The organism is Roseivirga spongicola (assembly GCF_034376045.1).
Taxonomy (GTDB): Bacteria; Bacteroidota; Bacteroidia; order Cytophagales; family Cyclobacteriaceae; genus Roseivirga; species Roseivirga spongicola.
In genome coordinates, this window is the sequence record NZ_CP139724.1 from 2138705 (window position 1) to 2151151 (window position 12447).

Consider the following 12447-nt stretch of genomic DNA (forward strand, 5'->3'; position numbering starts at 1 on the left):
CATTACTTAGATTTTTTTGTGATGATTTGTGAGGTGGAGTTGACCAACTCCTTCCAGGTTTTGTCAAGGCTGCTAACAAATTCCTGGCCTTGAGATGTGATAGTGTAGTACTTTCGGGGTGGCCCCGAGCTAGATTCTACCCACTTGTATTCAACAAGACCTGCTTTGCGAAGCCTCGTTAATAGTGGATAAAGTGTTCCTTCAACAACCATGATTTTGGCCGATGTTAGCTCCTCGAGCATGTCGGAGGCGTAGACCTCGCCTCTCGAAATGATATGCAGTATGCAGAATTCTAAAATCCCCTTCCGCATTTGCACTTGTGTATTCTCCAAATTCATCTATTCAAGTTTTAGACCTTGTGCAAATATACGAAAGAAGGTACTATGTGTTGCATAGTACTATATAAAAAATATTACCTTGTGGTGCTTAGGTTGTGAAAAAGTGGTTTTACGAATGTTTTTAGCCCGATTTAGATAATAAAAAATCTTTCTGGAGGTTGAAGCTTAAAAATGCTGCAAATCCAGTAGGTATAATTATTTTTGGGTTGTAGTACTTACACATGAGCGTGAAGCACATTGCGGTTTATATATTAAAAGGGGTGTTGCTCATCCCTATATTTTTGTCCTCTCATAAGGTCTTGGCTCAGAGTTCTCCTAAGTACAGTAATGAGTTTATGGCAATAGGAGTTGGAGCAAGGGCATTGGCTATGTCTAATGCTATGACCTCCGTTTCTGACGATGTAACTTCTATTTATTGGAACCCGGCAGCACTAACCGATATAGAACATAGGTATCAGTTCTCTTTTCAGCATGCAGCTTACTTTGCTGGAGTAGCTAATTACGACTATCTAGGAGCTGCAATGGCAATAGATACTGATAGCCACATGGGTATAGGTATTATTCGCTTAGGAATAGATGATATTCCAGATACTAGGTTGTTGTTTGACGATCAGGGTCGAATAGATTATTCCAGAATCAACTTTTTCTCTTCTTCAGATTTAGCCATAGTATTTTCTTACGCTCGAGGTGTGAGCTTTATTTCTGGTGAAAACTTTGCTGATGGCGGAGGGCTAACTTTTGGAATGAATGCCAAAGTGATAAGAAGAAGAATTGGCGAGTTTGCCGATGCTTGGGGCTTTGGTTTAGATGCTTCAGCTAAGTACCGCTATAACGATTGGAACTTTGGTGTAATGCTCAGAGACATTACTACTACTTTTAATACTTGGACCATCAATAAGGAGGAACTCAGGCCAATTTTCAATCAGACCAATAATGAAATACCTGGTAACTCAACAGAGATTACTTTACCTAAAGCAATTTTTGGGGCTTCCAGGTCATTTAAGATTACCAACAAAGTTGATGTATTGGCATCGGCCGATTTAGTATTTACTTTTGATGGCAGAAGGAATGTACTCGTTAAATCTCGATTTACTTCAATAGACCCACAGTTAGGGGCCGAGTTTGACTATGAAGATAAGTTCTTCTTTAGAATGGGCGTTGGCAATTTTCAGCGGGTCAAGGATTTTAGTTTTGCTGAACAGAGCAACGAGTCTACTTTTTGGTCTTTTCAACCCAATGTAGGCATGGGTATCAAATTAGAAGACTTCACCATAGACTATGCCCTTACAGATATAGGTAATGTTGCAGAATCGCCTTACTCCCATGTATTTTCTATTCTGTATTCATTAGAAAAACTGCCAGGTATTTATTCTAGAAATAAGAGGAGAATTGTGAAAAAGGAGGGTAAGGATGAGAAGTAAGCTTGTACTTTTCTTTTTGTTAATGGGGCACTTGCTGCTTGGGCAACAGCTAGGCAATGAGTGGATTAATTACGACCAATCTTACTTTAAGATTAAGACAGGGACTGATGATGTTCATCGAATCACTTATCAAGCTTTAGTAGATGCGGGCTTCGATGTATCCAGTATTTCTCCTGCCCAACTTCAACTATTTCACCGAGGCGAGGAGGTAGCTATCAGAACGGTAGGTATGGACGATGCATCTTTTGATGCCGATGATTACATAGAATTCTGGGGTAGAAAAAATGACGGAACTCAAGATACAGAGCTGTTTTATAGGCCACAGCATCAAATCCATAAGTTCTATAACATGTTCTCAGACACCACCGCCTTCTTTTTAACCGTAGGTGAGGCTCAAGGTAAGAGAATGCAGGTAGAAAATATTAGCCCAAGTGGTCTTCCCTCTATCACTTATCATAAGGAGAATATTTTACAAGTTCGCTCAGAAGTCTTCAGCTTTGGTCAGTATTACCCTATCGGTAACCCTACTGGCGAGGTGAAGCGATCTTACTATGACGTTGGACAAATGTTTATGAGCGATGTCATAGAGAAAACAGCTTCAACCGTAGCTAGTGGCCGAAACAAGAGAGATTTTGTTTTCGATGGAATTACCAAGCAACTTCCTAGTGTTTCTAAACCTGAGTTGACCTTTCAGATCATTGGGTTCAATAATATAGCTCAACATAGAGCCAATACCTATGTTGGTCCGTCTCAAGATGGTCTCCAGCCTCTGGTTCAAGATATTACCCTTTCATTCAATAACTTCGGAACCCGAGAAAACCTTCAGCTCAATTGGGATAGAGTAAGCGATGAAGGCAGAGTGGTGTTCAGGGTTGAGAATGTTGGTTATGATGAATACCCTCGAGACCTCATTTCCATTGGTTATTTAAGGCTACGTTATCCAAGAGAGATAGATGCTTTTGGCACAGATAAGTTCTTTTACATTCAGCCAGACGCAAGTAGTCGCCAGATTCTTATTCCAAATGTGCCTAGTAGTCCAACACTATATGATGTTACGGATTATAAGAACCCAAAACTCATTCAAGGTCAACTCAATGCAAATAGTTACCTAGCGGGTGTTTCTGGAGCCTCTACAGAGAAAAAGCTCTTTTTAAAAGGAGAAAGTAATGTAGTGGAGGCAGAAGTAGAAGCGGTTCAATTCAAGTTTCAAGATGTTAGTAGCTTCAACTACTTCATGGTATCGCATCCGTTTTTGCGAAAGCCAGTCGATGGCTCTTATGACGATCCGATTCAAGCTTATATAGATTATAGAAAATCAGTAGAAGGTGGGGCTTGGAAAGTCCACTATGCAGATGTTACTGATTTGTATAATGAGTTCAGTTATGGAGAGTATACCCCTTTAGCTATTAAGCGATTTGTAAGAAAGGCCTATCAGGAGGCAGACCCACAGTATTTGTTCCTAATTGGAAAATCTAGAAGAGTAGATAATCAGATGCAGCGGTTGCCTAATCCGCTGGCTGCAGGAACACCAGAATTAGTGCCTACTCTAGGGGCTCCTGGTTCTGATGTGGTTTACACTACTGAGTTAGATGGTACCGAGCATTTGCCAGTATTTCCCGTGGGGCGTTTGTCGGTTACCAAGCCTGCTGAAGTGGCCAATTACCTAGACAAAGTGATTGAAAAGGAATCTAACATTAAAAACTCTCCATGGACAAAGAACTTTCTTCAGCTTAGTGGAGGAATAAGTAGCGATGAGCTAATCCGCTTTAGAGAGTTTATTGAGGACTTTGAAGGAATAATTGCTCAAGACTATCTGGGGGCGGCTGTAACCAATGTTTCTAAAACGAATAACAATGCATACCAAACCATCAATATTTCCGAAGAGATCAATAACGGAACTGGCTTTGTTACCTTTTTCGGTCACTCTTCTACTAACTATACAGATATTGATGTAGGAAGGGTTACCGACCCGGCCTACGGCTACGACAATAAAGGGCGCTACCCAGTAATGTTGGTGAATGGCTGTAGAGGAGGCGAGATTTTCTACTTCAACGCTTTTGTTGAAAACTGGATGGCCGCAAGAGATAAAGGGGCCGTGAATATTTTGGCTCACAGTGATGTGGGAATCCCCAATTACCTAAGAGAATATACCGAGGAATTTTACGAAGTAATGGCCGATACCTTGTGGATGACCAAGTCTGTAGGTCAGATTCAGAAGGAGGTGATAAAAAGGCATCTTCAAGGCTTTTCAATCAATGAAATTGACCATGCCCTAGTAGAGCAAACCAATCTTCAGGGAGACCCTGCAATTCCAATTTTCGGTCATGATAAAGTAGATTATATTGTTCGCGAGGAAGATATTCGGGCTAGTTCTATCAATGGCTTACCAGTAACTGCTTCTACGCAATTCTTCAATTTAGCGGTGGTGGTAAACAATGCTGGTAGAACTACAGATGAACCAGTAAAGGTAAATGTGAGAAGAACCTTGCCGAATGGTCAGGTGTTAGAATTGCCTGAAATTGAGGTTCCTCCTGTAAGAAATAGAGATACGGTTTATTATGAAGTGAGCAACCAAGGGCTAGATGTTTTTGGAGCGAATATTTTCGAAGTTACTTTAGATCTAAACAATGAAGTCGATGAGGGAAGTGAGTTTAACAATACTGCCTCTGCTTCTATCTTTCTTGGAGCCTCTGGCACCTTCAACACTGCGCCAACCAACTTTGCTACTTTAGACAAAGAGACAGTAGAACTAGTAGTTCAATCTGCCAACTTAAAGGCTAACGATCAAAACTTCATTGTTGAAATAGATACGGTAGATACCTTCGATAGCCCGTGGAAACAAGTGAATAATTTAGAGGGAAAAGGCTTGGCCAGCTGGGAGGTTACTTTATTGCCACACACTCTTAATGATACTATTCAATATTACTGGAGAACCATCTTTGAAGAGGAGTTATTGGAAGATCCTCAGCCTTGGGCAGTTTCTACCTTTACAAATATTCAGAATGGTGTTGAAGGATGGGGGCAAACTGAATTCGATCAGTTTAGAGATTTGAGCTTGAGTTCTGTTGGTAAAGATGAGGCTTCTGAAACCTGGATCTTTGAGGGGAATGAGACATTCATCAATGTTGTTACTTATGGTGAACAGCACCCTTTAGGAGGGCAGCCGCTGAATATGACAATAGAGATTAACGGACAGTCACTATTTAGAAGCTCTACCAATGGTTCGTGCGCACCAGAGTCTCTAAACCTTATTGCGTTCGACAAAGATAGTGGTAGGCCTTATTTAGTTTTGAGAACTCCAGGGGCAGAGTTTGAGACACAAGATCCATTAAACTGTGGAGTAACACCTCAAGTAATAAATAGGATACCAGATGAAAATTTGAGTACGGCCATTAACAATGATGATGCGCTTCTCAAAAACTACCTAGATGGAGTGAGTACTGGCGATTACGTATTGATGTTCAGCATAGGAGAACTCGATTATAATAGCTGGACAGACCTAAATAACAATCAGTTTCCGCGCATAGGTGTTAGGGCCAATGACTTGCCAAGCGTTGCTGGTGAGCCAGTGATTGTATATGGTGTAAAAGGCGCCACGGTAGGGACTGCTACCTTAGTAGAAGGTACACCAGCAGGGGCTCAGACTGATGCTACTCGTACCGAAATAGAGTTTCAGACATCCATATTTGCAAGTACAGATAGTGGGTCAGTTATTTCTCCGGTAATTGGTCCGGTGAGTCAATGGGGTAGCCTTTCAAAAAGGTTTGATGATAACCCTGCTGAAGATGAGCTAGTATTTGAAGTACGTGGTAGAGCACAAGATGGAACCGAAACAGTTTTGTTTACTTTGAATGATGTAGATGAGCTCGATATGAGCAGTATAGATCCTCAACAGTATCCTTATGTGCGACTCTTTTTAAGTGCAAAAGATAGAGTTTCTGCTACACCTCCTCAGCTAAAGAACTGGGTGGTTACTTATCAGGGTGTTCCAGAAGGGGTATTGACTCTGCAAAACGACCAAAATGAACGAATTGAGTTGCAGAATGGCGAGCCTTTCGAGGCAAAATTTAGGTTTAGCAATATATCTGCTTATAGTTTTCAGGGGCAATTGAATGTGAACTATAGCGTAACTAACCAAAATACCGGGAATGAAATAACAGCTAACATTCAGATTCCTCCGGTGGCAGCAGGAGAGTCGGTAGATTTTACTGTGCCTATTGAAACAGAAGGTCAGTTGGGGCTAAACGATTTTGAGATTTTTGTAAACCCTGGAGATGAGCTAGAGCAGTACTATACTAATAATGTAATTAGGCTCGATGACTTTCTAGAGGTGAAGAAAGACGAGGTGAACCCTGCTATGGATGTAACCTTCGATGGAGTATATATAGTGGATGGCGATATTGTTTCTCCAACCCCAACCGTAGATATTGAGCTCAGAGATAACAATCCGTATTTATTGAAGACTGATACCACAGGCATAGAGATTTCCCTCGGTCAGATTTGCGATGGCTGTACATTAAAGAGAATTAACTTCTCCGATGGATTTGTCAATTATACGCCAGCCACCGAAAATGAAAATTTCAAGATTCAGTTTCAGCCAGAAGCCTTAGAAGATGGAGAATATATGCTGCAAGTAAATGCAAGTGATGCCTCTGGGAACCCTGCAGGGGTAGGGCCTTATGAAATTACTTTTGAAGTAGTAAGTGAGTCTACTATTACTCACTTTTATCCATATCCGAATCCATTCTCTACTAGTACAAGGTTTGTGTTTACCTTAACAGGAAGCGAAATCCCTGATCAGATTAAGATTCAGATCTTTACAGTTTCTGGCAAGTTAGTACGAGAAATAACTCAAGATGAGATTGGCTCCGTCCGCGTGGGAAACAATATCACAGACTATGCATGGGATGGACGAGATGAGTTTGGCGATGTATTAGCCAACGGAACCTATATATACCGTGTGCAAGTAAAAGCCAATGGCCAAGACCTCGGCCACCGCGGCACAGGAAAAGACAAAGCCTTCAATAACGACTTCGGCAAGCTGGTGATTATTAGGTGATTATTGTTGGTCTTTGAACCCTGCCGGCTAGTTAACCTCACAAAGCTTTTATTATACTCAAGTGGTTCATTATAGAGTTGCCCGCGAGTAATTATAGTGGACAGATTAATCATGTTGCTAATTGCTTTCTCTTTTTTGAAGAGGAGTCGTTTTTTTAACCTGTAAAACAACATGATCTTGTTAATAAAATCATAAAATACATAATCAATCATTTTAAGTTACAAAATGAATTGCTATAATGTGGTTTGTTGAAAAATAATAAACACCATGAGAAAAATAATCTATCCTTTACTGATAATAGTTCTTTTTGTTGGTTGTGACAGAGATAAAGAGTTAGATCCGCTCGACCAATCGGAAATCAAACAACTCGAAATCCATAATCAATTTTTCGAGTATGATGGGACAAACAGAGAAGTATTATGGGCAATAGATTTATTTAGAAACCAACCTAATTCAAACGACTTAACTAAGGCATTAAGTGAAAAGCTAGGCTTCCCACAATGGAATCATAGTATAATAGGGATAAAGAAATCAGTTAAAAAGAATTATGAAGCATCTGAAAGCAGTGAAGAGGTGCAGTCGGAAATAGGTGAGCAAGAAATCCTAATACCTATGGTTTCTGAAGAAGGAGGCTCAGTTAACGCGTTGCTCCTATATAGGCGTTTTAGTAATGGTGAAGAAACTTTTAGAATAGCCGATAGGAGTGTTTATGACAATCTTACTGAGGCTCAGCTTATGCAACGACAGTCGCTGTTAGTCGCATCATATTTATTAAAAGCAGAGAAAGAGATTAATGCTGTCGAGAGTATTACCATAGGAGGGTTAATTTTTAGAGATGCCCCAGACTCTAATTATGGTGATGTTGAGCCGTGGGATTATGGATTGATGTGTACCAAAAAGTGGGTGATCAACGCAAATACTGGTGATGTCATCGCAGAGTATTGGGTAGACTGCGTTCCAGAAGTTGTAGTTAGGCCCAATGATCCACTTTCTCCTAATTCGCCTGTTACTTATTATGATGGAGTTGATGGTGGTGGGTATCCTGACACTAATTACAACGACCCAATCTACTATGATAATGACTTTTATAGAACTGGAGGAGGAGGAGGACATACGGATTATACAGGAGGTCTAGAGGATTACTTAGATTCTCCAAAGGATGACCTTGGGCATAATCCGGGCTCTGAAATGATTCAAAGTGGTCCTTCAGGAGATGCTAAAGATGTTCTGGCCTCTTTTATGACCTTAACCGCTTCAGAGCTTATTAGGTACCCAGACACTCAAGAGGTTGCCTATTCATTGAGTGAGGCTGCTTCAGATCCAAGCCTAACGGCTGAAGAGCTTCATGTTTTAGCTTATATGGGGCGTGAGGTCTATTTAACTGCGCAATCTGTAAATTTTAAAATTGACGACCTCCATCCAGTGCATCAGATGGAGATCACGAGGAATGCCGCTTTCATTGATTTCTATCCAGAGGTTAAAAAGCAAATAAACGAAAGTAGGTGGCCTCTTTCAACTCAGGAGTGGGAGGCTCTATGGGGGATATTCAAGCCTTTAATCGGTGAGCTTTTGATTGAAGCTGTACCAGGTGGAGGGTTGACTTTAGCTTTTAAAGACTTAATAGAAGGTGCTAATAAGATGGATGCAGTAGCCATAACTGCAGGAATTGTGGGAATTGTCACAGAGTTCTTTCCTCCGGGTAAGGTATTTAAAACAGTGTGGCGCACAGGCCGAGTGGTACGTAAAGGCTTTAAGTTTGTAAAGTACAGTAGAAAATACCTTGATGAAATTGGTTTAGCACTGGAAAAAGGGCTTAAGGCTGATGTCGATGGAAGCATTATTCGAATTAGTAAAAATGGAGATGAAGTTGCCAGAGTAACTAACAATGTACTGACTTTTAAATACACTGGGTTTGGTGGAGATATTGTTACCGTTCCAAATAAAACGACAACAGTAATTGGTAAATGGGAGAATCAAATTGAGAACATTTGGAATGCTGGTTTGGCGAAGCAAGGTAGTAACAAAGGAGGGATGAATATTTTGGGAGACTTGCCAAATGGTACTGTTGATGAAAAATGGGAGTTTAATAGGGCTTGGCTAGATGATGCTATTTTCAGGAAGGATATAATACGATTAACCGCTGATCCAGTCCAAACATCAAACATCTTATATCTTAACCCACAGAACTTGAACTTTAATAACTTTAGTCAGGTGGCAGATTATATGACTTCTTTTGGAACGGGTTCACCATTGTTTGATAATCTTGGTTTCTTTGGGAAAGAAGTACACACGCTTATCAGTAGTGGGTATCAATATAATAGTTTGACTAAACAGTTTTTTAAACCATGATTTTGAGACAAAATGGTTATTACTTGGAAGAACCAAGTATTATAGGGGGGCATAGAATAAAAAGTGATGAAATAGTAATAGCGTTAAATGCCTACTATTTCAAATCATTCAGCGAGTTAATGGTTGCTTCTCAAGTTTCTAGAATTGGAGATTTAGTAGATTTTACAGCAAAGAGTTTTGATTTTGAAAAGTGCATTCCAATGTCTTATACGTTGAAAGGCAATCAAGTAATAGTTCAGCCGATAAATATATATGGCAGTGATTATACAATAGATATAAAAAACGCTAACCTACTTTTTAATAATGACACTAAAAAGGAACTACGATTTACTGAATGGCCTTCCAATTCTAATATGAATGAGATAAACGCAAAGATAATTCGAGATACCTTTGAGCCGTTTGACTGTGGGGATTATCAACTTATTAACACATAAAGAAAGATCCTTTTAGTTTCATACCTTTTAGTAAAGGTGTTAAGAAGGATATGAAAGGTTTTGAGGATATTTATTCTGTTGAAGCTAAATATGAACTTATTCTAGGTCAGTAGCAACTGGCATCAATACACCCGATAAAACCATGACATTTAAGGTGTTAATACAGGTATTATAGTTATTCGAAGAAGAATGGTTATATGAGTTGGGAGTAGACGGATGTAGAGACTCTCTTAAACGCCTAATAAACGAAAGAGTTATTCAATTAGGACGATTGCGACAGGAATATAAAAGTGCAATGCTCCTAGCTGCAGTAGATTAGCATCAAATAGCCAAGAACTCAAAGATGTTCAATTCAGTGGATATTTATTCCTCGAATGACATAAAATCAATTGTTGAATATCATCTCTTAGAAATAATAGAAGCAAAAAGTATGCTCAATCATTCACAGAAAAAAAAGATAGAAGAGCAGCTGATCTTATTGCTAGAGGACTAAAAAAGATGGTTTGATATTGAAGAGGTGTATCAACAATTAAACAATTATATTGATAGTGTTAGGCGTTTTCATCTTTATGATCATCAGTCTTTTTTAATTTAAATCTCGAATTAAAAAAAAAAACAAAATCCGGATAAATTCCTGATTGCAGACTGGATAAGATTAAAATAATTCGGAGCAAAAATGTTTATCCGTTAAACGTAATTGGTTCAATCATATCGCTGTTGAAGCGAACCATAAAATTGATGTATCGGACAAACCGTTAACGAAAGGTTAAATGCCCGTGTTGCACCTAATGGTTCTACAATAAATAATACTCGCTTTATTAAACCAGCTTATAATTCTAATTTCTACTCCCCGGAAGTTGTATCTGAAGCTATAAATAAAACAGAGTCTAATACATCATCATTCTTAAATGCACGCACAAGCGCTTCGGGTACTAGAAGAATTGTTAATTATCAGCTAAAATGATTGTAATAGTAGTAGCCCTTATGGAGCTCACTTTATTTTCAAGTTTGGTTGTTATAACATGTAGCTCCTACGGAGCTAGGGTTTGCAGTTGGCCTATTGGTCTTTGCTCTAAGACTAAATTGTATTAGCACGTTTCTGGCTACAGCGTAGTCCAATGTCATAACCAAAGTGTTTTGGCCGAAATCTGAGTTTCGTAGAAGCGGTATCCTTTTTCATCCCGACCGTAGCGGAGAGATCAGCCAAGAGAAATAGTGTTGGAATGAAAATTCGATAGGGACGATGGATTATGAAGAAGTCTGATATAACAGGGTTGCACTTGTACAAATTAAAAGTCAGTTTGCCATACCAGAGGGATCGCCTAACAGAATGGTAGAGGTAAGTATTCCTCAAGGAACAAAACTAAGAACAGGAAGAGCTGCTCCCACATCTGCTGGCATAGTTGGCTTAATTTTGAAGACTTTTACTCCTGATAAGCTATTTAAAACAGTGTGGCGCACAGGCCGAGTGGTACGTAAAGGCTTTAAGTTTGTAAAGTACGGTAGAAAATACCTTGATGAAATTGGTTTAGCACTGGAAAAAGGGCTTAAGGCTGATGTCGATGGAAGCATTATTCGAATTAGTAAAAATGGAGATGAAGTTGCCAGAGTAACTAACAATGTACTGACTTTTAAATACACTGGATTTGGTGGAGAAATTACAGCAAACCCGAATAAGACAACAACTCTTATAGGCAAGTGGATAGATAGAGTGGATGGTGTAGGATTAAAAAAAATTAATGAATCGGGTTTAACTTCCTCTGGTAGGAATATTGGAGGGTTTAATATTTTATCAGCAAATACAGATATATATAAAACTGACGGTGAAATTTGGGCAAATGTAAATGAGCCATGGTTATATGAGGCTATCTCTAATAATGATATAATTAGAAACGTGTCTAACCCATTTGATATTAACAATAGGTTCAAAAAGAATGAATTTGATCAATTTGTAGACTTAAATGGTTTACCGATTAGTCAAACTGAAGTAGGAACAAGAGGTGTTTTATCATTTTTTGGAAGAGAAGTCGAGCTTTTACAAAGTAATGGTTATGTTTTTAATGCGAATAATAAAACCTGGGTAAAAAGATGACATTGGAGGAGAATAGAGTTAGAATCGAGAACAGCTATGAATTGCTAAAAAGATTTGAAAATGAAAAACTAGGTAAATCATTCTATGATGTGTTAACTGAAGGTTTCTCATCTGGAGCAAAGAAGCCTATGTTCCCAATTATAAACTACATTGACTTTGAGCTACTCCCTTTTCTTTGGGAAGTTAAGAGTGGCTCTACTGACTTGTCAATGATGTCTGTTTTTCACTCAGATATAAGTGTAGGGCTTTATTCAATTGTAAATTCAATTAACCAATTGGAAAAAGAGCACCCAAGAGAAATTAGGAATGACCTATTTAAGTCTTATTTAGCGCTAAATGAATTCTTGAGCGAACCAATGGTTGCCATAAAAAAAATACTAGTTTCTCCGCTTTTGAGGACTTCCCAGATAGAATTTATTCAGGAATTCTTTGCTCATGAAAGCTGTTTAAAAGAAGAGAATTCAAGTTTTGAAATAGTAAGGAAACCTTTCTTTCACTTTAAATATAAACAGTTCTAATGGAAGTATAACTATTTATTTAGTTTATTGGGTATTTCTTTATATTCTCATAACAGTATAAGCTCATCCTAATTAATGAGAATATCAAATAGAGGGCTATTGAGAGGGCACGACAAAACAACAAACACTTTTAAACAAGGTTCTGCTTTGTCTTTTTTCAGAAGAAAACATGATTAATTGACTAAGCGAGTCGCGTAGGGTGGGTTAGGATATACTTATAATCCTTCTACTTTTAC

7 protein-coding genes are annotated in these 12447 nt (G+C 38.8%); 6 read left to right on the top strand and 1 reads right to left on the bottom strand.

The window, feature by feature from the left end; genetic code table 11:
* Nucleotides 1-2 precede the first annotated feature (2 nt).
* Nucleotides 3-338 (bottom strand): PadR family transcriptional regulator, encoded by a 336-nt coding sequence (locus T7867_RS09450; RefSeq protein WP_068218794.1) that lies wholly within the window; start codon nt 336-338, stop codon nt 3-5.
* A 221-nt stretch (nt 339-559) separates the two neighbouring features.
* Here T7867_RS09450 and T7867_RS09455 point away from each other — a divergent pair, with 221 nt between their 5' ends.
* The 6 genes from T7867_RS09455 to T7867_RS09480 all read left to right on the top strand — a co-directional run bounded on the left by T7867_RS09455 (nt 560) and on the right by T7867_RS09480 (nt 12211).
* The gene (locus tag T7867_RS09455) at nt 560-1759 is read left to right on the top strand and encodes a putative type IX sorting system protein PorV2 (RefSeq protein ID WP_084375616.1); all 1200 of its coding nucleotides are present in this window, start codon (nt 560-562) and stop codon (nt 1757-1759) included.
* Entirely contained in the window at nt 1749-6818 is a 5070-nt protein-coding gene (gene porU2 / locus T7867_RS09460; protein WP_322300123.1) for a putative type IX secretion system sortase PorU2, read from the top strand. The genes T7867_RS09455 and porU2 overlap by 11 nt, the downstream gene beginning before the upstream one ends.
* A gap of 267 nt (nt 6819-7085) precedes the next feature.
* Nucleotides 7086-9167, top strand: coding sequence for a hypothetical protein (locus T7867_RS09465; protein WP_068220858.1), 2082 nt, complete (start codon nt 7086-7088; stop codon nt 9165-9167).
* Nucleotides 9164-9601, top strand: coding sequence for a hypothetical protein (locus tag T7867_RS09470; protein WP_068220862.1), 438 nt, complete (start codon nt 9164-9166; stop codon nt 9599-9601). The genes T7867_RS09465 and T7867_RS09470 overlap by 4 nt, the downstream gene beginning before the upstream one ends.
* A gap of 1330 nt (nt 9602-10931) precedes the next feature.
* Complete coding sequence (locus tag T7867_RS09475) at nt 10932-11693, top strand: hypothetical protein (protein ID WP_273277550.1); 762 nt, start codon at nt 10932-10934, stop codon at nt 11691-11693.
* Complete coding sequence (locus T7867_RS09480; protein WP_273277552.1) at nt 11690-12211, top strand: hypothetical protein; 522 nt, start codon at nt 11690-11692, stop codon at nt 12209-12211. The genes T7867_RS09475 and T7867_RS09480 overlap by 4 nt, the downstream gene beginning before the upstream one ends.
* Nucleotides 12212-12447: the final 236 nt, after the last annotated feature.

Excerpts from the sequence above, each read along its gene's own strand:
- T7867_RS09480 (WP_273277552.1), top strand. The coding sequence starts at position 11,690 with ATGACATTGGAGGAGAATAGAGTTAGAATCGAGAACAGCTATGAATTG.
- T7867_RS09470 (WP_068220862.1), top strand. The coding sequence starts at position 9,164 with ATGATTTTGAGACAAAATGGTTATTACTTGGAAGAACCAAGTATTATA.
- T7867_RS09475 (WP_273277550.1), top strand. The coding sequence starts at position 10,932 with ATGGTAGAGGTAAGTATTCCTCAAGGAACAAAACTAAGAACAGGAAGA.
- porU2 (WP_322300123.1), top strand. The coding sequence starts at position 1,749 with ATGAGAAGTAAGCTTGTACTTTTCTTTTTGTTAATGGGGCACTTGCTG.
- T7867_RS09455 (WP_084375616.1), top strand. The coding sequence starts at position 560 with ATGAGCGTGAAGCACATTGCGGTTTATATATTAAAAGGGGTGTTGCTC.
- T7867_RS09465 (WP_068220858.1), top strand. The coding sequence starts at position 7,086 with ATGAGAAAAATAATCTATCCTTTACTGATAATAGTTCTTTTTGTTGGT.
- T7867_RS09450 (WP_068218794.1), bottom strand. The coding sequence starts at position 338 with ATGAATTTGGAGAATACACAAGTGCAAATGCGGAAGGGGATTTTAGAA.